At 54.5% G+C, this 24,700-nt stretch carries 15 protein-coding genes; 5 read left to right on the top strand and 10 right to left on the bottom strand.

What is annotated here, in order from left to right; genetic code table 11:
• Positions 1-25: 25 nt before the first annotated feature.
• The gene (locus ACO0LM_RS13050; RefSeq protein WP_423037727.1) at positions 26-1,579 is read left to right on the top strand and encodes a tetratricopeptide repeat protein; all 1,554 of its coding nucleotides are present in this window, start codon (positions 26-28) and stop codon (positions 1,577-1,579) included.
• Here the strand turns inward: ACO0LM_RS13050 and ACO0LM_RS13045 are convergent.
• The 4 genes from ACO0LM_RS13045 to ACO0LM_RS13030 form a co-directional block, all read right to left on the bottom strand.
• On the bottom strand, positions 1,548-1,940 hold the full coding sequence (locus ACO0LM_RS13045; protein WP_423037725.1) for an MAPEG family protein: 393 nt from the start codon (positions 1,938-1,940) through the stop codon (positions 1,548-1,550). The two genes, ACO0LM_RS13050 and ACO0LM_RS13045, sit on opposite strands and share 32 nt — an antisense overlap.
• A gap of 192 nt (positions 1,941-2,132) precedes the next feature.
• Positions 2,133-2,504, bottom strand: coding sequence for a hypothetical protein (locus ACO0LM_RS13040; protein ID WP_423037723.1), 372 nt, complete (start codon positions 2,502-2,504; stop codon positions 2,133-2,135).
• 22 nt (positions 2,505-2,526) lie between these two features.
• Positions 2,527-4,710, bottom strand: a complete 2,184-nt coding sequence (locus ACO0LM_RS13035; RefSeq protein ID WP_423037721.1) for a molybdopterin cofactor-binding domain-containing protein — start codon at positions 4,708-4,710, stop codon at positions 2,527-2,529.
• Complete coding sequence (locus tag ACO0LM_RS13030; protein WP_423037811.1) at positions 4,707-5,186, bottom strand: (2Fe-2S)-binding protein; 480 nt, start codon at positions 5,184-5,186, stop codon at positions 4,707-4,709. Before ACO0LM_RS13030 ends, ACO0LM_RS13035 begins: the two co-directional genes overlap by 4 nt.
• A 143-nt stretch (positions 5,187-5,329) precedes the next feature.
• Between ACO0LM_RS13030 and ACO0LM_RS13025 the strand changes: the two genes are divergently transcribed.
• Positions 5,330-6,529: a sensor histidine kinase gene (locus ACO0LM_RS13025; protein WP_423037719.1), complete on the top strand. Its 1,200-nt coding sequence runs from the start codon at positions 5,330-5,332 to the stop codon at positions 6,527-6,529.
• A complete protein-coding gene (locus ACO0LM_RS13020; protein ID WP_423037717.1) occupies positions 6,526-7,374 on the top strand; it encodes a LytR/AlgR family response regulator transcription factor in 849 nt (282 codons plus the stop codon). Before ACO0LM_RS13025 ends, ACO0LM_RS13020 begins: the two co-directional genes overlap by 4 nt.
• Positions 7,375-7,407: 33 nt before the next feature.
• Here ACO0LM_RS13020 and ACO0LM_RS13015 read toward each other — a convergent pair whose 3' ends face one another.
• From ACO0LM_RS13015 to ACO0LM_RS12995, 5 genes are all read right to left on the bottom strand, one after another.
• The gene (locus ACO0LM_RS13015) at positions 7,408-9,486 is read right to left on the bottom strand and encodes a M13 family metallopeptidase (protein WP_423037715.1); all 2,079 of its coding nucleotides are present in this window, start codon (positions 9,484-9,486) and stop codon (positions 7,408-7,410) included.
• Positions 9,487-9,956: 470 nt separating this feature from the next.
• Positions 9,957-14,717 carry an NAD-glutamate dehydrogenase gene (locus ACO0LM_RS13010; RefSeq protein WP_423037713.1) on the bottom strand — a complete coding sequence of 1,587 codons (4,761 nt, stop codon included), beginning with the start codon at positions 14,715-14,717 and terminating at the stop codon, positions 9,957-9,959.
• A gap of 309 nt (positions 14,718-15,026) precedes the next feature.
• Positions 15,027-15,779: a hypothetical protein gene (locus tag ACO0LM_RS13005; protein WP_423037711.1), complete on the bottom strand. Its 753-nt coding sequence runs from the start codon at positions 15,777-15,779 to the stop codon at positions 15,027-15,029.
• 22 nt (positions 15,780-15,801) lie between these two features.
• Positions 15,802-16,320: a hypothetical protein gene (locus tag ACO0LM_RS13000; RefSeq protein ID WP_423037709.1), complete on the bottom strand. Its 519-nt coding sequence runs from the start codon at positions 16,318-16,320 to the stop codon at positions 15,802-15,804.
• Between the two features lie 96 nt (positions 16,321-16,416).
• Entirely contained in the window at positions 16,417-18,087 is a 1,671-nt protein-coding gene (locus tag ACO0LM_RS12995) for a M20/M25/M40 family metallo-hydrolase (protein ID WP_423037707.1), read from the bottom strand.
• Between the two features lie 440 nt (positions 18,088-18,527).
• Between ACO0LM_RS12995 and ACO0LM_RS12990 the strand changes: the two genes are divergently transcribed.
• Both ACO0LM_RS12990 and ACO0LM_RS12985 read left to right on the top strand, forming a co-directional pair.
• The gene (locus ACO0LM_RS12990; protein ID WP_423037705.1) at positions 18,528-19,520 is read left to right on the top strand and encodes a peptidylprolyl isomerase; all 993 of its coding nucleotides are present in this window, start codon (positions 18,528-18,530) and stop codon (positions 19,518-19,520) included.
• A gap of 232 nt (positions 19,521-19,752) precedes the next feature.
• Entirely contained in the window at positions 19,753-21,939 is a 2,187-nt protein-coding gene (locus ACO0LM_RS12985; protein ID WP_423037703.1) for a C1 family peptidase, read from the top strand.
• 75 nt (positions 21,940-22,014) lie between these two features.
• Here the strand turns inward: ACO0LM_RS12985 and ACO0LM_RS12980 are convergent, their stop codons facing one another.
• A complete protein-coding gene (locus ACO0LM_RS12980; protein ID WP_423037701.1) occupies positions 22,015-24,348 on the bottom strand; it encodes a DEAD/DEAH box helicase in 2,334 nt (777 codons plus the stop codon).
• Positions 24,349-24,700 lie beyond the last annotated feature (352 nt).

Raw genomic sequence — 24,700 nt, 5'->3', positions numbered from 1 at the left:
ATAAGAGGCTATTCCAGTTTCATCCATGAAAACAGCAAATATACCAGCCCTGCTGGAACAGGCGCTCGCCCGACATCAACAGGGCCAGTCTGAGCAGGCAGAAGCATTGTATCTGCAAGTGCTGCAACTGCAACCGGCCCAGTTTGACGCCCTGCAACTGCTGGGGGTGTTGGCGCGCCAGCGCGGTGATGCCGAAACAGCCGTCAAGCGCCTGCAACAGGCTATTGCCGTCAACCCGCAGCAAGCGATTGCCCATTGTAATCTGGGAGCAGCCCTGCAAGACCTGGGGCGCTCGCAAGAGGCGGTGGCCAGTTATGACCGGGCCTTGCTGTTGAAACCGGATTACGCCATGGCCTGCAATAACCGTGGCAATGCCCTGCGTAGCCTGGGCCAGATGGAACAGGCACTGGCCAGCTATGACCAGGCTTTGCAGATCACACCCGCCTATCTCGAAGCATTGTTGAACCGTGGCCTGCTGTTGCAGGAACTGGCTGAACACGAATCTGCATTGCCAGACTTTGATGATGCCCTGGCCTTGCGAAACAATTATTGCGAAGCCCTGTTTGCCCGCGCTGTCAGCCTGCAATACCTGCATGCCCATGAAGAAGCCTTGCAAGACTACGACCACCTGCTGCAACAAAACCCCAGGCATAGTGAAGCCTGGTGCAACCGTGGCATGCTGCTGCAAAAACTGCAGCAATACGAAGCTGCCTTGCATAGTATCGACCACGCACTGGCAGGCAAGGCCGATTTCGCCAAAGCGCATCAGCAGCGCGGCCATTGCCTGCGCCTGCTACAACGCAATGACGAAGCCATTACCGCCTATCAAAGCGCGCTGGCACATGGTGCCAATGCAGAGCAGATGCGCTACGCCCTGGCCGCACTGGGGGCAGGTGATACACCGGCAGCCGCACCATCAGGCTATGTGGCAGAATTGTTTGACCAGTATGCCGATCATTTTGACCGCCATTTGTTGGATGTACTCGGCTATACCGTACCTGATTTGCTAGCCGCCGCCATACAGCGGCACCGTGGAGCTGCAAGCTACAGCAGCCTGGATCTGGGTTGCGGTACGGGTTTGTGTGCACCTTCATTGCGCCACTTTTCTAGCAGACTGGTGGGTGTCGACCTGTCAGAAAAAATGCTGGCAAAGGCAAGATATACCGGGCTGTACGACAGCTTGCACTGCGCCGACATTACCAGCTTCCTGCTGACTGCCACCGCAGCAGACTATGACCTGGTCGTCGCTGCCGACGTATTTGTGTATATCGGTGACTTGCAACAGGTATTTGCCGAAGTCAGTCGCGTGCTGCGTCATGGCGGCCTGTTTGCATTTTCAGCCGAGGCCGCCAGTACAGGAAGTGAAACAACCAATTTTTGCCTGCGGCCTTCACATCGCTATGCGCATGCTGCACATTACCTGCAGCGACTGGCACAGCAACATGGTTTCATCATCATGGAAACACACCAGGAATTTGCACGCCGCGATCATGGCGAAGATATCGCCATTCACATTATGCTGATGCAAAAAAATCTGACGCGCAGATTCAGGCCATGGCAAGTATCGCCGCCGACGTAACGATGCCGGCAAACCAGACCAGTGAGCGCAATGCAGCCTGATTCGCCAGATAGGTGATGATGTACACAATCCGGATGGCGACGAACAGTAGCGCCAGTTGGTCTATGCGTACCTGATCGGCATGAGACTGCTGCGCCAGAACCACGGCAGCAATAAATAAGGGCAAAGCTTCAAAACCGTTTTGTTGTGCCGCATGGGCTCTTTGCTGCCAGCCACTCAAACCTTTTGCCCATTCGCGCGGTGCCTGATTATCATAGACCTGGTTCTGGCCATTCTTCCTTGCCGATCCGCCCTTGGCCAGACCGACACTGATCACGGGTAATACACATGCTGCCAGTACACACCAGTTTGCTATGCTCATTTTTTTTACTCCTGATTATTGATGGCAATGATAGCGCCGAGCCTGCACAATACCACGTGGCGATTCTGCAGAACTTATTTCATCAACTGGGGGTGAGATGCCTATCGATGAAATGTGTCCAGGTAACAATTCGCAACACATTCTTTGTCAACACAATTGCTCCTGCTCGCGTTCTTGGCTTACGTAGACTGACTACGTCAAAGAAATCAACCACAGAACAGGATTCAATATGAACAAGCTGATCGCCACTCTCGTTGCTGCTACCTTCGCCATGGGTACAGCGTTCGCTAAAACTCCTGCTGAGCCAGCAAAAACTGCGGTTCCACCAGTAGCCGCTGCCAGCGCATCGGCATCTGCTGCCGCACCTGCACCTGCTCCAGCAGTTGAGAAAAAAGCTGTGAAACATGTGAAACATGTCAAAGCAAAAAAGGCAGCAAAAACCGCAGAAGTAAAAGCAGCACCTGCAAAATAATTGACAAGCTTTAGCTTGCTGGCAAAGCAGTAGGTAAGAATAAAATCGGCGCACATTGCGCCGATTTTATTTTCAACATCTATATCTTGCATGGACTCGTGAACAAGTATCGTGTCAAGTCACCAGTTGCCAGCCTGCCTGCGTCAAGGGTAAGCGGTTAACAGGCTTGCCACTGGCCGCCAGCAAGGCATTGGCGATTGCCGGCCCTATGGATGGCGGGCCTTCTTCACCTACCCCTTTGGTTTTTTCTCCTGTGCTGATGACCAGCACATCCAGTTGCGGTGTCTGCGCCAGACTGACCAGGGGATAGGTATCAAAATTACCCTGTTCAACCTGGCCATCCTTGAAGCTGATTTCACCAAACAGAGCCGCCGACAAACCAAACAAGGTGCCGCCCATCATTTGCGCTTCAACTGCCTTGGGATTGGCAACCAGGCCAGGATTGATTGCTGCCGTAATGTTGAGCAGACGGAATTGCCCCGGCCTGACCACGGCAATTTCAACGATATGGCCACTGAACTGTATATCGCCAAGACCATTCATGGCAAAACCACGATAATGGTCTTTTGCCAGCGGCTTGTTCCAGCCTGCGCGTTCTGCCAGGGCATTGATAAAACTGATAGCCTTGGGATTGTGTTTCAATAGACGCCGCCGGTATTCCAGGCTATCCATACCCGCGCTGCGTGCCGCCTGTTCCAGCGTATGTTCAAGGAAGAAGCAGTTTTGCGAATTCCCTACCGAACGCCAGTAAGAACAGGGCACGCCAAAATCTACCCTGGTCCAGCGTGTATCAAACAAGGGGAAGCGATAACTGCTGCTAAACCAGCCCATGAGATAGGTCCAGTCAAAGCCATCTTCCGCCGGACTATTCGTTACCCCGGTATATTCCAGCAGCGAAGGTCCCGCCGTATCGTGGCGCAAGGCCAGCGGCATATCATCCTGATCCAGTGTCAGACGCACGCGTGATGCGGTGATGGGGCGGTAATACCCAGCCCGCATATCATTTTCACGCGACCATATGGTTTTTACCGGCACACCCGCCGCCTGGGCGATCAGTGCGGCTTCGACGGCAAAATCATGTTCCAGCCTGCGGCCAAAGCCACCGCCAGCGTTTTGGGTATGGATGTGCACTTGCTCAGGCTGCAGTCCCAAAGCTTTGGCAATTCCTTTTTGCGTATCAGTCTGGCTTTGTGTAGAAAGCCAGACCTGCGCACCCCCGGCAGTGACTTCCACCGTTGCATTCAACGGCTCCATCGTCGCATGGGCCAAAAACGGCACATCATAGGTCGTATCGATAAGCGTCTTTGCCGCTTCCATGGCTTTCTGTGTAGCCTCGGCATGCTGTATCCGCGCACTGGCCACAGGCTTGCCCTGTCCCGCTGCGACAGCCGTCAACAGGCTGTCACGCATGCTTGCTGTATTGATGTGTGCGTGAGTGCCATCTTGCCAGACCGGCTTTAGTAATTGCACGGCCTTGTTGGCAATCCAGTAGCGATCCGCCACCACGGCAACGGCGTTCACCAGCCGCACCACCTGGCGCACACCTTTGACAGCCAGGGCCGCACTATCATCGACGCTTGACAGTGTGCTGCCAAAACGCGGCGCATGTAATACCGCCGCCACCAGCATGTCGGGGCGCTGCACATCAATACCAAATACGGCACTACCATCCACCCGCGCCGGGATATCCGGGCGTGGCGCTGATTGTCCCAGCAGCTTCCAGTCTTTGGGGGATTTGATTGCCGGCTTTTCTGGCGGCGTCAACAACGCCGCTGCCTTGATCAAATCGGTATACGGCAGACTGCGCTTGCTGGCAAGGTGATGGACTTGTGCATTGGCAGCCATGCAGTCTTTGACCTCGACTTGCCATTGCAGGGCCGCAGCCTGTATCAGCATGTGCCTGGCCGCCGCGCATGCCGGGGCTACTGTCGCTTGTGCAGCGTTAAAACCGGCACTGGCGAAGGTGGTTATACCTGGCGGCCATTTCTGATGAAACTGCTGGATGACGGGCGCATGCTCTATACGTACTTTTGTCAAGGGTATTTCCAGCTCTTCGGCGACGATCTGTGCGATTGCTGCATGGGTACCCTGGCCGAGATTGGTGACGGTGGTGTAGGCAGTCACCAGCCCGCCAGCATCCATGCTGAGCCAGAAATCGAATGGCGAAACCGTCTGGTTTTTTTCATCTGCAGCCAGACTATCCAGCATGGGTAGCGCGCTACTGCCCACTATCCACGCACCGGCGACCAGAGAAGATTTCAGGAAATTCCTGCGGGCGGGCGAAACGATGCTTGTCATGGCTTGGCCGCCTTCTTGCCAGCTTGCGGTTTCAGCATGGCGGCAGCCGTGTGGATCGCCGCCCTGACGCGTGGGTAAGTACCGCAACGACACAGGTTGGTGATGGCAGCATCGATTTGCCTGTCTGTGGGCCGGGGCGTGGTTTTCAATAAGGCGGCAGCAGCCATCAGCATGCCGGACTGGCAATAACCACATTGTGGCACCTGGTGTTCTATCCAGGCTTGTTGCAAGACATGGCTGCGATCGGCTGACAAGCCTTCTATGGTGGTGATGCTGCGGCCGTTCAAAGCCTGCACCGGCATGACGCAACTGCGCATTGCCTGTCCATCCAGGTGTACGGTGCAGGCACCGCATTGTCCTGCTCCGCAAGCGAATTTGGTGCCGGTCAGGCCCAGGTCTTCGCGCAATATCCATAGTAGCGGGGTATCACCATCGGCCTGACACTGGCGGGCCTGCCCATTGACTTTCAGGTTCACATCCATAGCATTCCCCTATTGATCGCCATCGATCTTGATAGCAGCAATGCGGATTATCTGGCAATGAGCAAAGCAGCGCATGCGCTTGTGATGAAAACCCGAAACCCTGTTACCAGCTCGCCTGTCCATAGCGGAATGGCGCTTTGCCGGCTGCTATACTGTGCCGTATGGAAAACCTGAGTTCTGACGATACGCTTAAACCCCGGACTGCGGCTAACACCGTAACCGGTTTGCTCAAGCTATTGCTCACCAACATCCTGATATGGACCAGCATGTGTGCCGTTGGTGCCTTGGGTAATTATGGTGATCTGGTCAAGCATGGTACCCAGCGCGGTTATGGCGACATACTCTGGAGCTGGATCAGCAGCCATATGCTGATGATGGTCTTTAGCACCTGCCTGTATCTGATCTTCATGCGTGGTGAACAATTCCTCAGCAAGGCACGCGGCATCGCCCTTGCCTATGGCTTGATGCTGCTCGGCTTTCTGCCGCTGGAATTGCTGTATATCGCCATCCTCGATTTGATCTGGGCCAAATCCGCTTTCGGGCTAATGGACATCTGGAATAATTTTCTACAGCTGCGCGGCTTTACCATCTTCCTCGAATTTGCCTGGTCCACCGGCACCTTCATTGCGGTGCTGGCCATCTGCACCTGGCGTCAGGCGCGTGTGCGCGAACAGGCACTGCAACAATCCGTGAACGACATACTGCGCTTGCGACTGGATCTGGAAGAACAGAAACTGAATACCCTGCGCGGTCAACTGGAACCCCATTTCATCTTCAACTGCCTGAATGCCATCAGCGCCCTGGTAAGAAGTGATGACAAGCGTATCGCCCTGACCGGCCTGAACCGGCTCAGTGATTTATTGCGCTATGCCTTGACAGCCAGCAGCAAGGATTGGGTACGTCTGGAAGACGAGATGATTTTCATCCGTGATTACCTGGAATTACAAAGGCTGCGCTATGGTGAGCGGTTGCACATTCGCATAGATGGCGACACGGCGACCGTGCTGGCCGGTGATTGCCCACCGCTGCTGCTGCAGCCCTTATTGGAAAATGCCCTGCGCCATGATCTTGATTGCCATGAAGGCAGCAGCGATATCCGCATGCAGTTCAGCCAGAACGGCGAAGAACTCAGCATCAAGGTCAGCAATACCTTGACCCATGGGGTAGCCGCCAACCCCGGTCTGGGGCTGGGCCTGCCACAAACCCGCGCCAGGCTGGAACTGATCTATGCCGGGCGCGCCAGCATGCACAGTGGCAAAGTATCGGATGCAGAGCACAGTCGTTTTGAAGTTGAAATCCGCATGCCCCTGCATATGCCGGAAAGTGCAACATCATGAGCAGCATACGTGCACTGATTGTCGATGATGAAGAACCAGGCCGCATCAATCTGCGCTTTGCCTTGCACGATCACCCCGACTGGCAGATCGTGGCGGAATGCGCCAGCGTCGCCGCGGCCCGTGAAGTGCTGGAACAACAGGCGGTCGATGTCATTTTCCTGGATATACAGATGCCGCGTGAAACCGGCCTGGCACTGGCACGCAGCCTGAGCCTGACCACGGCCACAACACCGCCACTGATCATCTTTGTCACTGCCTTTAATGCCCACGCCATAGAAGCCTTTGAACTACATGCACTCGACTATCTGCTGAAACCTTTCGATGACCAGCGCCTGGCGCAGGCTCTGGAACGTGCTGCCGCGATGTTGAAGCTGCGCCAGCAAGCCAGCTACGCACAAGCGCTGGGCAATTATGTAAAAGCAGAAGATGAAGCAAAGAAAGCCACACCAGCTTACTGGCAACAGATCAGCGTACGCTCCATAGGCCGCATAGAATGCATACAACTGGAAGATGTTTTATGGATAGAGGCGGCAGGTAATTATATGCAATTGCATCTGGAACAAAGCCAAAATCAGGGTCCAAGTCAGAACCCAAGTCAAAACCAAATCCAGCGCCAGGTATTGCACAGGGTATCACTGAGCCAGTTGGAAAAACATCTGGACCCGGCCCGCTTTATGCGCGTACACCGCAGCGCCATCGTTCGTTGCGATCAACTCATCCAGCTTGATGTGCTGGGTGATGGGGTGTATCAATTAGTGCTCACCAACCGCGACAAGGTCGCCGTCAGCGAGCGTTATGTTGCTGAAGTCAGGCGGCGCATGCACGATGGCTTGCGACCTGCCTGAGCTTTCATGCTTTTCCAGACCTTTTTCAGACCTTTACCAGACCTTTACTCTATCTTTCTGAGCGAGATAAAGTTTCTGGCCAGGCTGCACGGCAAAGGCATCGTACCAGGCATCCAGGTTACGCACCGTCAATACACGGTATTGTCCTGGCGCATGTTCGTTGGTAATGACGACTGTACGCAAGGTTTCGTTGCGCATTTTTCCGCGCCAGCTGCGCGCATAGGCCAGGAAAAATTCCTGGTCATCATCTTTGGTGATGGCCTGCCCTTTTTGTTTCATCGAAGCGTGAAAAGCATCGTAAGCAGCCATCAGGCCAGCCAGGTCGGCGATATTTTCACCCAGGGTCTGCGCGCCATTCACAGCCAGATCAGGAAAAGGTTTGTACTGGTTAAATTGAGCAATCAGCGCCTTGGAAGATGCCTGGAAATGCGCCAGGTCAGCCTTGCTCCACCAGTTACGCAATTCACCTTTTGCATCAAACATGGCACCGGAATTATCAAAGCTATGGCTGATCTCATGGCCTATGGTGGCACCCAGTGCACCGTAATTGCTGGCGTCGCTGGCCTTCAAATCAAAGTTGGGTGATTGCAGGTAAGCGGCCGGGAAGTTGATGGCATTTTGCAGCGGCATGTTGACCGCATTCACCAATTGCGGATTCATGCACCACTCGGTGACATCCACAGGCTGACTAAATTTTGCCAGAGCACGACTGTATTCAAATTCTTGCGAACGTTCACGGTTGCCAAAGGCGTCATTCGCATCCACAGCCAGGCCGGAATAGTCACGCCACTTGTCCGGGTAACCCACACCGACATAGGTGGATTTGATTTTTGCCAGGGCTTCCTGCTTGGTCGCCAGCGCCATCCATTTCAGTGCCTGCACCCGCTCGCCAAAAGCGACCAGCAGATTATTCACCATGCCATTGATGCGGGTCTTGGATTCTGGCGAAAAATTCTCGGCCACATAGAGCTTGCCAACTTCTTCACCGAGAGCATTATTGGTGGCTGCCACCGCATATTTCCAGCGGGGTTGCGGTGCTTTGGCACCGCTTAAGGCACTGTAAAACTTGAAGCGCTGATCAAAGAAGGCCTGTGGCAATACATTGGAACGCTGGTTGATGGCGTGAAAGCGCAAATAATCCTGCCAGTTGGCCAGCGGGGTATTCGCCACCAGTGCAGACGAGGCTTTCAAGGCACCCGGATGCCAGATAATGAATTTACTTTGTCCATCCAGGCTTGCTGCCTTGAAATAGGCAGCCCAGTCCAGACCACGGGCTTTCTTGTTGAAGTCAGCCAGGCTCCAGGTGTTATCAGCCTTCAAGACATCCGATGTTGCTTCACGGTTTGCATGGCCTTTGGCGATCAGCATTTCCAAATCAAATACACGCTTGGCCGCCTGTTCTGCATCCGGCACATTTGCCAGCTTCAAACTGGCAGCGATATGCGCCAGATAATTTTTCCTCAGTTCAGCCATCTTGGGGCTGGCTGACAGATAGTATTCACGGTCTGGCAAACCCAGGCCACCCTGCAGCAGATAAGGCATGTACTTGCTATGGTCGTGAAAACCTTGTGACACCCACAGGCCAAACAGGTTTTCGGTAAACACATTGGTGGCATTGATAGGATCGACATCGGCACGCAGGTGCTTGCCCAGGTAGCTTGCCAGGGCAGTTTTGTCTTTCAGGTCTGCAATGCTTTGCATCTCGCCCTGTAAAGGTGCCAGGCCGCGCTGATTAATGGCATCGGTATTCAGGTAAGAAGTATAAAAATCACCTATCTTGCGGGCCGCACTGCCAGCCTCTGCCCTGGTAGCCTGTTCTATCAGCTTCAAGACCTTGGCGTCGGATTCTTCTACCAGCACATCAAAAATACCTACCGCGACTTTATGATCGGGGATGACTGCCGTCTTTTCCCAGCCGCCATTGGCATAACGATTAAAGTCATCACCCGGCGCGACGGTGGCATCCATGCCGCTGTCTTTTTTTGTCGCTGTTGCTGTTTTTGCAGCAGACGCATCAGCAGCCTGTGCCTGGATATGCATCAAAGGCAGAGCCAGCATGAGGTGCAGGCAGACGTGGGCGATAGGCTTTAATTTAAATTTTTTCTGATTCATTATTTTCTTTCTTGTTTGGGTTTTGACCACTGTTACAGTCAGTGGACTGTAACAGTTGAAACAGAAGTGAAAGACGCTTGCCCGGCGATCAGGGCAAGGCGCAAAGCACAGCGATAGTGAACTATCGCGAGCATTTGCAACGCAGCCATGGTCGTCGCGCAAGCGGAAGGCACTCTGTTTTCAATTGTTACAGTCCACTGATAAGATTACCTGATCAAATCACGATTAAACAGTAAGCTAAGACTTACGCAAAACAGCCCCTTTGCGTTGCAGCACCTTATTTTGAGTAAGAAAACCGGAATACGTTCAACATCTGCGTGCAAAATTTCATAAAAAGTGTATATCGCACAGGCACAGGCTGCCAGTTGCAAGCCCACCAGCAAAAATTAAGAGCGCATAAAAAAACCGGCCTGTCAGTGATCACAGGCCGGCTTCGTCAGGCAATACTTGGTAATACTTCGGACAATACTTCAGGCCAGGTGACGCAATTCCCGCAGCGCCACCGACACCGGTGCCAGATCCGGCCCCTGTGCGCTGATGGTGGTCAGTAAGGCAGTCAGCCTGTCTATGGCTGGCGCATGCTGGACATGCCAGGTGCTGACGTCTTCCTGGCGTGACAATAGCCCACGGGTAATCTGGCTGGCGATGGAATACACATCATCCCGTGCACTGCCACGTGCCTGGGTCTGCCACAGTGTGTCGGTGGGCAGGCGGTTGATCTGACTGCGCCAGCCGGTCAGACCCAGTTCATCGTCAATACCGAAGTAGGCACGCGCCGCCTGTTCCAGGCCGCTGCTGGTGCTTTGTGCCAGGTCAACCAGGTCCAGTGCCGGGAAGATGTATTCCAGTGCAGTCAGGTTTTGTGCCAACGTCGCCTCGACACCGGCCTGTGTCAATGCTTCCGCCTCTTTTTGCCAATTGGCGTGAGCATTGGCGGGCAGCCAGTCGTCGAGTTGCCAGCGCATTTCGCGCGCAGCGGGCTGGTAACGCTGTATCAGCGTTGGCAGATCGGTGCTTTGCGAACGTATGCGCAACATCCAGCGCGAGGCCCTTTGGGCAATCGCAATCAGCTTGGACAGGAGGTCAAGTTGCAGCTTGGAATCAACCACGTAATCGAGCGCATCGATCTGATCCCACAAAGTTTCCAGATCAAAAATCTCGCGCGCCAGGGTGAAGGCGCGAATCACGTCCGCCGCCGTCGCCCCCGCTTCAGAGGCGATGAAGTTGACGAAAGTCGCACCAGCACGGTTCACCACAGTATTGGTGATGAAGGTGGCGATGATTTCGCGTTTCAGCGGATGATGGGTAATCGCTTCGGCAAAACGCTCCGACAAGACTTGCGGGAAATAAGCCTTCAATGCGCGGCTGAAGAAAGGATCATCCGGCAAATTGCTGGCCACCAGTTCATCAAACACCGACATCTTGGCATAGGCCAGCACCACCGCACCTTCGGGTGCAGTCAGGCCTTGCTTCAAGGCCTTGCGATGGAAAATTTCATCATCGCTGGGCAGGTATTCAATGGCGCGGTTCAGGCGACCCTGTTTTTCCAGTGACTGCATCAGTCTTTGCTGCCCATCCAGCACATACAGTGGGCGATGTGCCGCAATATCCAGCGCCTGGCTTTGATAATAATTGTCGGTCAATACCAGGTGGCCAACTTCATCTGTCATCGAAGCCAACAAATCATTACGTTGCTTCAATGTCAGGTCACCGGCTTCGACGATGCTACCCAACAGTATCTTGATATTCACTTCATGGTCAGAGCAATCGACGCCGGCAGAATTGTCTATCGCATCGGTATAGATGCGGCCACCTTTTTGCGCGAATTCTATACGGCCATTCTGGGTGCACCCCAAATTGCCGCCTTCGGCCAATACCTTGCAGCGCAAGTCATTGCCATTGACGCGGAAAGCGTCGCCTGCCTTGTCACCGACTTGCGCATGGGTTTCATACTTGGCTTTGACATAGGTGCCGATGCCACCGTTGTACAGCAAATCCACCGGGGCCTGCAGCACGGCACGCAGCAATTCTACCGGCGCCAGTTCGGCTGTTTCTATACCCAGCACGGCACGCGCTTCAGGGCTGAGGCTGATGGATTTTGCCGAACGTGGATAGACCCCGCCACCGGCAGAAATCAGGCTCTTGTCGTAGTCATCCCAACTGGAGCGCGGCAGGTTGAACAGGCGCTGACGTTCGGCAAATGAAGCCGCTACATCCGGCGACGGATCGATGAAGATATGGCGGTGATCAAATGCGGCCACCAGCTTGATATGCTGTGACAGCAACATGCCATTCCCAAACACGTCACCCGACATGTCACCGATACCGGCCACCGTGAATTCGGTATCTTGCGTATTCACACCCACCGAACGGAAGTGACGCTTGACCGATTCCCAGGCACCACGGGCAGTGATCCCCATTTTCTTGTGGTCATAGCCGACCGAGCCGCCAGATGCAAACGCATCGCCTAGCCAGAAGCCATAATCCGCCGACACGCCATTGGCGATATCTGAAAAGGTTGCCGTGCCCTTGTCTGCCGCCACCACCAGGTAAGGGTCATCGATATCATGACGGATGACCAGCTTGGGCGGCACCACCGCGCCTTTGACGATGTTATCGGTCAGGTCCAGCAAACCGGACAGGAAGATTTTATAGCAGGCCACACCTTCCGCCTGATAGGCTTCACGGTCTGTTGCCGGCGGTGCATTCTTCAATACAAAACCGCCTTTGGAACCAACCGGGACGATCACCGTATTCTTGACTTGCTGGGCTTTCACCAGGCCCAGGATTTCGGTGCGGAAATCTTCTCGCCTGTCAGACCAGCGCAAGCCGCCACGGGCCACTTTGCCGCCGCGCAGATGCACACCTTCGACACGTGGCGAATACACCCAGATTTCAAACAGGGGTTTGGGTTCTGGCACACCCGGCACTTCACGCGGATTAAGCTTGAAGCTCATATAGGGCTTGAATGCGCCGCTAGCCGTGGTTTGCCATAGATTGGTACGCAAGGTGGCAACAATGGTGGCAATGAACTGGCGCAAGATGCGGTCTTCATCCAGACTTGCTACATTGCTCATCTGGGTTTCCAGCTGCTCGCGTATATGTTTTTGCGCCTGCTCGCGGTCGCCGACATAATCGGGCTTGAAGCGGGCACCGAACAATTCGGCAATCAACTGGGTGATGGCAGCATTCTTGTTCAGGGCCGCTTCTATATAGTTCTGGCTATAGGCAAAACCCAGTTGCTTGAAATAACGCGAGCAGGCACGCAAGACGGCGATAGAGCGTGCATCCAGCGCGGTATTGAGTACCAGACGATTCAAGTCATCGCTTTCAACTTCGCCACCCCAGGCTTGTGAGAACAGGTTTTCGAAGCGCAGTTTGACGGCGGATAAATCGGTGTCGACAGGCAATTGCAAGCCAAGGTCATGTATCCACAAAGTTTCTGCACCGCTGACGATGGCATAGGGATGCTCATCCAGTACCCTGGCACCCATGTGTTCCAGCACTGGCAGGGAATCAGACAGCGCCACCTTGGCAGTGTTATAAATCTTGAAGCGCAACATGCCCGGCCCGGCATCGAGTGGCCGGTATAACCTGACCATCATCGGTGAAGCAGGATTCAGGCTGGACAGCATGTCTGCATCTTCGGCACCGACCAGTGCAGAAAAATCTTCGCGGTAAGCCGTTGGGAAAGCATTGGCAAAGCGGTTTGCCAGGCTCAGGCCCGCGCCCTCGCCATGCGAGCGCAATAGCTCTGTCGTGCAATCATCTTCCCAGCGTTGCGCGAGTTTGGCGATGCGTGCTTCCAGCATGGCCAGATTAACGTTTTGTGGCGCAACGTCCTTGGCCCTGACCAGGTAATGTATGCGCGCCAGCGGGCTGTCGGTCAGCATGGGCGTGAACTCGATGGACTGACCATTCAATGCCATCATCAATTCATTGCCTATCTTGACGCGCAACTCCGTGTTGTAGCGATCACGCGGTACAAACGCCTGGGCCGAGGTGAAACGGCCAAAAGGATCGCGGCGCAGAAACAGGCGGGTACGCTGGCGTTCTTGCAGACGGAGAATGCCTATCGCATGCTCAGCCAGGGTAGCTGCATCGATCTGGAATAATTCATCACGCGGATAATCATCGAGGATGGCTTGCAGGGATTTGGCCGCATGACTTTCCGGCACGACGCCAGACGTGTTCATGACATTCACCACACGCTGGCGCACCAGCGGGATATTGCCTACCGGTTCAGAATACGCCGTAGACGTGTACAAACCCAGGTAGCGGGATTCACCAATAACATTGCCGGCATCATCAAAACGCTTGACGGCGATGTAGTCCAGCCATGCTGGCCGGTGCACGGTCGCGCGTGTCATGGCCTTGGTGACCATGACCATTTCTGTGGAATCCATCAAGGCCACCACTTCTGGTGGCAGGCGGGTTTCTGCTGTTTTGACGGGCCCGCGCAAGATGCCCAGGCCAGAATCGGCTATCGCCACCAGGCTGACGTTGTCGCCCTCGCGCTTCAAATCATAGTCACGCACACCAAGGAAGGTGAAATGGCGGTCTTCCAGCCAGGCCAGGAAGGCAATTGCTTCATCACGTTTTTCTGGTGACTGGGTAAATTTTTCACAGGCTGCACGCACTTCACGTACTCGTGCCAGCATGGGTTGCCAGTCGACCACGGCCCCACGTACATCGGACAAGACACTTTTCAAGTCTTCCACCAGCGCCTGTTGTGCTGCCGGATCAACGATGCGGTCACATTCAACCAGGATCAGGGATTCGACCGGATCAGTCTGCCCCGCAGCCTTGGCCGCCGCCACCGTGCTGACCGAAGTCACGCTGCCGCTGGCATCACGCGTCACACTCATCAGGGGATGCACGATCCAGTGCGCCGTGCGGCCACTGCGATTGATCGCCATCGTTACCGAATCCACCAGGAAAGGCATATTGTCATTCACGATCTGCACTACCGTGTGATCACTGACAAAGCCATCTTCGGCCAAGGTTGGGTTAAACACCCGTATCTTCGGTGTATGTGCCGTACGCGGTGCATCCAGCAAACGCCAGTGGGCATTTGCCTGCGCAAACAGGGTCGCCGCCCCGCGGGTGATGATTTCATCCGGGTCGGTATTTTCAAAATATGCGGTAATAAAATGGCCCTGGCGCTCGGTAGCAGGTCCTGTGTGCGCTTGCGCATAAGCGATCAGCTCAGCGAAGTGGGAAGAGGTCATACGTTCTCCTTCTGATTGGAAGATAACGAGAGGTGAGTTTGCAGCGGTGCATGCAATCTAGTGGTACAAGTATCCTCCATTATGCATGTTCAAACAAAGGTATGCTCCGGCATCAAACGCGTACGACCGTGCCGAAAACCAGTGAAACAGGACAAAGATGGATATTGCGAGTCTAAGTGTTGCTTACTCCGACAAAAATGCAGACAAAATACAAAAATACTTCAGCAGCGATAAATACAAACTTTCTGTGTTTCCTCAAATTTTGAGTCTAAGCAAGTCAGTGTGCGACGCAATATAATTAACGCATCCTCAATGCATGCGGTCATTAAACCGCACCGGCTGCATGAACCAGCCCACGATGCTGGCTACCAGCATGATGGCGGCAACCCACACCAGGCTGCGCCAGGGTTGGCCGCCGCTTTTGATGATCTCGAAACTCTCGACAAACACGGTTTCGCAGGCACCATTGCCGGTATCGGTGCGGACTATGCTGGTGCCGCGCTTGAAGGCCATGCCTTTATGACGGTGTGAATATTCGGACAGGCGACCACGGAAATGGATCTGGTCACCTACCCTTACCTTTTGCATGATCTTGGCAAGCTTGGTCTGATCGGTCAGCAAATGATTATTCGAAATCGCGGTTTCATCAAAAGCTGCAAAGGCTTCCATCGAATTGCTACCGTAATTGCAGGTGAACTGGCCGCTGGAAAAGTTCAAGTCGCCATACGCACCTGTTTTCACATTCTTGCCCCAGACCACGCACAAATCCACCACGTTCAGGTTATCGTTCCATTCGCGGTGCAAATAATCCCACCAGGCATTCGCATCATGCTTGCTGACGACCAGACCCACCAGGTCGTAGTCATATAGCGGCTGTACCGTATAGGTGACACCGCCCCTGGTGGTCTGGAATGCCTTTTGCGTAATTTCTGTTTGTACCGGCTCATTCAGCAAGACTGAATTCAATTCTGACGTCGGCGGCAATATATCGCGCCGCCAGATGGAAATCACCAGCAGCCAGACGCTGAAGAATACCAGCCAGCGAAGCGCAGTTCTGATCATGAACGGTCCGCCATGCTGTGACTCAGTCCAGTTTCAACAGACTGGCATCATGCAGGGAACAGGACTGGACTTTGGCTCCAAAAAAGTCAGCCTGCAATTGAAACGCCCGCAAAATGCGCTGTTGCCCGGCTTCATCTGCAGGCAGGCTGAACACCACTTTCAAGAGCGGTGCGCCAGAAGTGGCTGTGACTGCCAGCGGGACGGATGAGGATGAGGAAGTTGAAGTAACTGAGGCGACTGGTCCAACTTCGCCCTGCTGGCGGCGCATTTCTGCCAGTATCTCGGCTTCGCTGATGATGACGCTGTCATGCGCACCCTGGAATTTTTTCGTACCGCCACTGCTGACGGCAATACCGCCAGTAATTTCAAACTCGACAGATGACATTCTTTCGTAATGAAAAGCTTCCCAGCCACTTTGCTGCTGCTTGCGCTGCGCCACGACCGCCATGGCTGCTGCGGCCAGTCCGCCGCCAGCAATCATGCCTACCGGCAACATATCTGCCAGGCTGGCGGGTAGGCTGTCTTGCAAAGGATTGCTCATCGTCTATGCATCAATAAAAAAGGGGCAGCCTGTATTGTATTCTGGTTCAAGAATGCAATACAGAACTACCCCTCTGGAGCAACTATATCAGCAGGTTTATTTCTTGCCGTCAGCTGTTCCTGTTGTTTCCTTGCTGTCTTCCTTCTTTTCTTCTGCCGGTGGATCTTTAGGCAGAGGCTTGCGCGGCAGCATGTCATTACGGTTAGCGGCATGGGCGACAAAGCTGGCCAATACCATGGAAGCCTGGGTCAGGTCACTTTTTTGTACCTTGTCATACAAATCCATGCTGGAATGATGGGTGCGGCTGAAATAATCCATGTCGTCCTGGACGAACTGGAAACCAGGCACGCCAACGCGGTCAAAACTGACATGGTCCGTGCTGCCGGTACTGCGCAGGGTGGTGGTGGTGGCACCGACATCATTGAAAGGGGCCAGCCAGGCATCGAAAATCGGTTTGACTGCGGCATTGTTTTCCGCATAGATGCCACGGATCTTGCCGCCACCATTGTCCAGGTTGAAATATGCGGAAACCTTGGCATGCATGGGTTTGATGCTCATGGGGCTGGTCAGCTTGCGGGCAAACGAAGGCAATTCCAGCTCCTTGGGATCGGTCGGCTCGGGACGCGAGGCTATCCATTTGTTGACATAGGCGCGTGAACCCAGCAGCCCCTGCTCTTCCCCGCTCCACAGGGCGATGCGTATGGTGCGACGTGGCTTGAAGCCGCTCACTTTCAACAAACGTACCGCTTCCATCACCATGGCAACACCGGCTGCGTTGTCGGTGGCACCGGTACCGCCGTGCCAGGAATCCAGATGGGCACCCAGCATGACGATTTCATCCTTCTTGTCGGAGCCTGGGATTTCTGCCAACACATTGACGGCGGCTTCCGGGTCTTCGTCATTGAAACTGGCCTTGATATCGATTTCCAGTTCCACGTCTTTTTTCTTTTCTACCAGACGATACAGGCGATTATAGGTTTCGCTGGCAACAACCAGGTTGGCCGGACCGGTGGCTTCATCCTTTTTGTACGAACCACCTTCCTGGACAAAAATGGTGCCGTCTTCACCCCGCGTGACGTTCAGCGCCGCCAGCACTTTTTCTTCGGTCAGGAAAGTGCGCAGTTTTTTGCGGAAAGCCAGTTGCTTGATATAGGTCGGTAAATCACCGCGGCGCGAAGGCGCGGCTTCAAAATCGATTTTAGTCAGTTCATCCAGTTCTTCATGCGAATAACGATGCGCATCGGCCTTCATATGGGGCTTGATAGGCAGGGGTTCATCCAGCAACACAATAGCACCGGCCAGCTTGCCTTTCCATTTGACCAGGTCTTCATCTACCAACATTTTCGCAATCATCAGCTTGCCGCGCTGCATGCCATCGGTACCTGGCGTCCAGGCCTTGGGGATGGCATACACGTCAAACTGAGATGGCGAGACCATGCGCAAGGTGGTTTTTTCCAGTGTCCAGCCACGACCAAATGGGGCAAAGCTTTCGCTGTGCACATTTTGCAAACCCCATTCACTGAGTTTTGAACGGGTCCAGTCACTCGCCTTGCGCAAAGCGGGTGAGCCGGTCAGACGTGGTCCGATTTCATCAGTCAGTACACCAAAAATCTCCTGGGCCTTGGAGCGGTTCATGGCCTCGTCACGCAGCCGGGTGATGAGTTCAAGATCGACTTTCTCTTCATTCGTAGCGGCGGCATAGCTGGTGCCTGCGGTAAAACTGCTGGCGACGATGGCGGTACCCAATAAAACCTGAAACATGCGCATTGCTGGTCTCCTGTAGGAAATTTGAAGGTGTCGGTGATGGCGACATTACGTGGTGGCAAAGCCGTGGCCGGATCGTTCGGCTTGTATGACCTATTGCATAAAGCACTTGGTAAGAAAGCACTTGATAAGCATTGCTTGGAGTTAATAATTGTGCTTTTGTTCCTTATTTTCAGGTGAATTCAGCAAATTTTCCAGCATTTACCGGAAATTTATCTGAAAAATGAAGATGACTGATGGTCAATACAGGCCAACACGCCGGATGAGCACTGGGATAGTTGCTCATTAATATGCTCATTAATTGGTAAGTAAAAATGAATTTCTGGCAAAACAAGCATAATCACGAGTAAAATTCACCGTCATTTTTTATTCGTCGCATGCAGGTTTCGCTACATGTGCTCATGATCCGTGCTGTGATTCAGCTCAATATTGAAGGAATTCGTATGTCAATTAAATCCCGCGTTGTTCTGGGTAGCGCGCTTGCCCTGTTGGTACTCAGCGCCTGTAATGATAAAGATGCTGCAAAAACAGCGTCGGCACCGGCATCCGCCTCGGCGGCTGCCGCCAGTAGTTCCGAAGTGGCAGCGACCGTGAATGGTACCCCCATCAGCAAGAAGCAGCTTGACCAGATCATGCAGCAACAGGCCGGCCAGGGCATGCCTGATACGCCAGAAACACGCAAGATGGTGATTGAAAACCTGTCCATGCAAATCCTGGTTGCCCAACTGGCTGTCACCAAGGGCCTGGACAAATCACCGGAAGTGGCTGACCAACTGGAAATGACCAAACAGTCGATCCTGGCCAATGCCTATGTCAAAGACTATATCAAGACAGCCGCCGTCAGTGACGATGCGCTGAAAGCCGAATACGAAAAATTCAAGGCCACAGCCGGCGGCAATGAATACAAGGCCCGCCACATCCTGGTCGCCAAGGAAGATGAAGCCAAAGACATCATCGCCAAGATCAAGAAAGACGTCAAACTTTTTGACGGCCTGGCAAAATCCAAATCCAAAGATCCTGGCTCCAAAGACAAAGGCGGCGATCTGGGCTGGTTCAACCCACGTGGCATGGTGCCGGAATTTGGCGCTGCAGTCGCCAAACTGGAAAAAGGCAAGTTCACTGAAGAACCGGTGAAATCCCAGTTCGGCTATCACGTCATCATCCTTGACGACAGCCGTCCACTGACACCGCCGACACTGGAAGATGTCAAAGCTGGCCTGACTCAGCAGTTGCAACAGCAAAACCTGAAAGCCATGCTGGATGACCTGAAAGCAAAAGCCAAGATAGAAATCAAGGGTAGTGCACCAGCACCTGCTTCCGCTGCTGCCGCCCCAGGCGCGCTGACGGTTACGCCGACCGCTTCTGCCTCGGCTTCTGCTTCCGCCGCTGCCCCAGCTGCTGCTTCCGCATCGGCTTCTGTCGAAGTGAAGAAGTAATCATTAGCAAGTAACATGCATCAGCCGCATTCGCCAGCATGGTCTGGCGGATGTGGAAGACTGGCAGCCATGCATCATCGGGCTGTCAGTCTCTTTAGCAACACTCCCTTTCCTTATCTCCCACCTCCCCCTGCCCGGTATTGCCAAGCGGCGACTTTCCTGCGACACTTTGCGATTGCAAATTAAGCAATTCAAGTAATTCACGTCAGAGTCAACATCGCCAGGAAACCGCATGCCTACCAGTCCATTCCGGTTCAATACCACCACACTGTCGCTGGATGCACGTCCGGACCGGCTCGACATCCGTGACCGCCTGTACACACCACGCATCAGCAATCTGCCACCCTGCCATCCGTCTGCGGCGACCATCAGCAGTGTATTCCCCGAGTATGTCAAAGCCGGCATGATATTGAACCAGGGCAGCGACGGTGCATGTACAGGCTTTGGCCTGGCCGCCATCATCAATTATCTGTTCTGGCTGCGTGACCCTGAAAGCCCGCAATGCAGCCCGCGCATGCTGTATCACCTGGCCAAGTTTTATGACGAATGGGCAGGCGAAGACTATACCGGCTCGAGTTGTCGCGGCGCGCTCAAGGGCTGGCACAAACATGGTGTGTGCCGACGCGATTTATGGCCCTACACCGTGAATAGAAACGACAAGGCCCCTGCCTTTGAAGCACCGCGCGAAGGCTGGGCGCAAGAAGCCTTGCAACGACCACTGGGTGTGTATCACCGCATCGATAAGGATTCCGTCACTGACATGCAGGCTGCCCTGCTGGAAGTCGGTGCCATTTATGTGTCTGGCAGGGTACATCCGGGCTGGGCGCTGGAGCAGGACAACAAAGCCAATGCCGCAGCCAGCTTTACACAGTTGCCGGTCATCCCCTTTGACAGCGGGCCCACCAGCGGACATGCCTACGCCATACTCGGTTACACCGACCAGGGTTTCATCGTGCAAAATTCCTGGGGTAAAGACTGGGGCCATCAGGGTTTTGCGATACTCACCTATGATGACTGGATCACCTATGGCGGCGATGCCTGGGCGATATCGCTGGGGGTGGCAATCGAACGACCCTCTATTGTCCATCACTGGCATAGCAGCAATCCACGTGCCGCCAGGCTGACCACATTACCGGCTTTACCGGCATACCGTAGCAGTGGTTCCGCAGTCCGGCCACATGCACAGCATGCCACCGGCAAGGCCGGGCCACCCAGTCTGAGCCCAGACCAGGCCTATGGCCTGACGCTGGTCCTGGGCAATGATGGCGGGCTGATACAACGCCTGCTGGGTGCCGCCAATGCCCTGGCAGCGGCAGAGCAGGTGGTGCTGCATGCGCCACAAGCCTGGCTGGCGAATCTGGGTAGCAATAAAAAATTGAAGCTGGTGCTATATGCCCTGGCCGGCATGGATAGCGAAGCAGCCAGCCTGCAACGCAGTGCTGCCCTGGCCCCGTATTTTCTGGCAAATGGCATTTACCCGCTGTTCATCAGTTGGAAGACTGGCCTTGGCCCTGCCCTCGACAACATACTACAAGACAAGATGCAGGACCATGCGCCAGGCATCAACAAGGCCGCCCAGGAAGCACTCGACCGCACGCTGGAGGCTGCCTGCGAATCATCCGGTGCCAAGGGTTTATGGGTGCAGATGAAGATGAATGCCGCGCAAGCGGCAGAAGATGGCGACCCGCCACGCGGGCTGTATGTGCTGGCAAAATACCTGCAAGAACTGCGGCACGCCATCGGCCAGGACAGGTTGGAAATCCACTTGATAGGCCATTCTGCCGGTGCCATCCTGCATGGGCATTTGCTGGGCCTGCTGCACCAGCACAAGCTGCCGGTCAACACCTGCAGCCTGTATGCACCAGCCTGCAGTATTGCTTTCGCTGACAACACTTACCGCCCGGCCATGCGCTCCGGCCTGTTACCGCGACAAAGCTTTCATATCCATCTGCTGTCAGACACGCGCGAACAGGACGATAATGTCGGCGGCATCTATCAAAAATCCATGCTGTATCTGATCGCAAGGGCGCTTGAAAGCCAGCACAAGACGCCCCTGCTGGGCATGGCAGCCAGTTTCGATGCGGACAGCTTTGCTGGCAAGAACCAGCAAAACGGCCAATGGAACCATGCCAGCATGCGCAGCCTGCAAAGCTGGAACCAGTTTTACTGGGCCAGGAAAATACCCTCAGGCTTTGCCAGCAGCGGTGCGGGCCTGAACAAAAAACAGGCCGCCACCCTGCACATCATTCACGACAAATACATGCATGACGGCAAACACAGCATACCGTCGGCGCATACTGCCTTCGATCAGGATGTAGCTGTGCTGACCCAAACCCTGACCCGGATTGCCGGTATCAGCAACCCGGACCGGCTGGCAGTGCCGGTGTCGGATATCGCGGATGTCGCGGATGTCAAATAGGCAGGTGATCCAGTAAACAAGTCCTATTACTTGAGCAATACCTTCCCCACATCAAACCAGGCACGGCTAGCATACTCAGGCTTTAGGGCCCTTGCGATGTGGCTTGGCTGCTGCCGGTTTGCCTGACCCATAACCCTTGGCTTTTTCTGTTACGCGGCGATCACCGCCAGCTTTTTTGGGGCCGAAAGGTGATGGCTGGTTTGCTGGCACGGGCTTACGCACATGGTCTTCGCCCACCGGGCTAATCTGGATTTGCTTGCCGGCGACCCAGACTGCCTTCAACTGTTTCAGCAATTCCTTGGGCATGCCATCCGGTAAATCCAGTGTGCTATAGCTGTCGAAAATATCGATACGGCCTATGTGCTTGGCTTCCAGACCGGCTTCATTGGCAATCGCACCAACGATATTGCTGGGAGTAACGGCATCTGCCTTGCCGACTTCGATACGGTAAGTCTGCATGGGGATGCTGACCTTGCCCTTGCCGTCGGCTTTGTCTTTTTTCGGCTTGGCCGGACGCTCGTCTTCCGCTGGTGCACGGGCGGCACGGTCTACTACCTGATTCAGCTTGCTGGCCGGTGCTGCTTCGGCAACACTAGGGGCACTGGATGCACGGGGCGTGCGTTCGCGAGGTGCTTCTTCACGCGCAGCACGTGGTGCCGAGCGGGATGATGCAGCACTGCCGCCATTGCCTTTTTCTGCACTGATGCGTAAAGCCTGACCGGCAACACGTACCGAACTCAGATGTTCCATCATGTCGCCAGGCAGATTGTCTGGCAGATCAAGGATGGTGTAGTCATCATAGATATCGATACGGCCGATAAACTTGGATTCTATATTCGCTTCATTGGCAATCGCACCGACGATATTGCCGGGCTTGACGCCGTGGTCATGCCCAACTGCGATGCGGAAAGTCTGCATGCCAGGTTCTGGTGTACGCGGGCTGTGTTCACGGCGTGCGCCACGGTCTTCACGCGGTGCACGTTCAAAACGATCGCCCCGGTCACCTCTATCGCCACGGTCACCACGTTCAGAGCGCGCCGGACGTTCATCACGCCAGCTATCGTCAGTCTTGGTTTCCTTGCGGTTTTTATCCAGCAGCAAAGGTTCATCACCGCGCGCCATTTTGGCCAGTGCAGCAGCAATTTCCACTGCGGGGATATTTTGCTCACGTTCAAAATCTTCGATCAGGGAAGTGAACTGTTCCAGACCACCGAGTGCCAGGGTGGCTGAAATCTGGTCCTTGAAGCGGGCGATACGGACATCATTGACCGTCTGTATGGTTGGTAATTCCAGTGGTGATACGGGCTGGCGGGTGGCTCTTTCTATCGCCTTCAACAGGTTCTTTTCACGCGGGGTGATGAACAGGATGGCTTCACCACTGCGACCGGCACGACCGGTACGGCCTATGCGGTGGGTATAGCTTTCCGGGTCATACGGCACGTCATAGTTGATGACATGGCTGATACGTTCCACGTCCAGACCACGGGCAGCGACATCGGTCGCCACCAGGATATCGATCTTGCCGTCTTTCAATTGCTGGATAGTGCGTTCGCGCTGTTGCTGGTTGATGTCGCCATTGATGGCGGCAACCGAGAAGCCTCTTGCATCCAGCCTGGCGGCCAGTTCTTCGGTGCCCAGCTTGGTGCGGGCAAAAATGATCATGCCGTCGAAAGTCTCGGCTTCCAGTATGCGTGTCAGCGCATCGAGCTTGTGCATGCCGCTGACCAGCCAGTAACGCTGGCGGATATTGTCGGCAGTGCCGGTCTTGGCGGCGACTGTCACTTCTGCCGGTTTGTTCAGGTAAGTCTGGGCAATACGCTTGATGGCAGAAGGCATGGTGGCCGAAAACAGCGCCGTTTGACGATTCTCCGGCGTTTCTTGCAGGATGCGTTCTACATCATCAATAAAGCCCATGCGCAACATTTCATCGGCTTCATCCAGCACCAGGGTTTTCAGGGCAGATAAATCCAGCGTGCCCTTGTCCAGATGGTCGATGACACGGCCCGGTGTACCCACCACCACATGCACGCCACGGCGCAAGGCCGACAGTTGCGGGCCATAGCTCTGGCCACCATAGATAGGCAGCACATGGAAACCGGGAATATGCCGCGCATAAGTCTGGAAAGCTTCGGCAACCTGTATTGCCAATTCACGTGTCGGGGCCAGCACCAGCGCTTGCGGCGTGGTCTGGCGGATATCGATGCGCGACAGGATGGGCAGGGCAAAAGCGGCGGTTTTGCCGGTACCGGTCTGGGCCTGACCCAATACGTCACGGTTGGACAGCAAAATCGGGATGGTGGCCGCCTGTATCGGCGACGGTGTTTCATAGCCTACGTCCTGCAAGGCGCGCATGATGGGCGCACTCAATAGCAGGTCTTCAAAAGTAATCGGGGGTTTGGTTTCAGACATGGCGATGCTCGCTCGTTCGCTCGTATCGCAGGATGCGACAAGATATTAATGGCCGTAGTTTACTCTCATGGCTTGAACTGAGGGAAATTTCCTGCCTGTCAGGACATCCTGCCTGCTATGAAGCTCACCAAATATCGTTATTTTTTTGTTATTATTGTGACTACTGGCAGCACTGGCTTGGTAACAGCTTAGAACCTGTTACAGCCGGGTATGATCTTGCAGCATGGGTCAAACCCATAAAAAATCCGGCAACAAGCCGCGGCCATTTTGAGAACTTGAAGGACAGGCAGCGCGACGCCGCTGCCCGTCTATATGCTATCCACGCATGATGTACATGACGAAAACAATATCA

It is taken from the genome of Undibacterium sp. Di26W, from assembly GCF_049340265.1.
Classification (GTDB): domain Bacteria; phylum Pseudomonadota; class Gammaproteobacteria; order Burkholderiales; family Burkholderiaceae_D; genus Undibacterium.
Note: the sequence above shows the minus strand (reverse complement) of the source record. Positions and strands in the feature narration are given on the sequence as shown.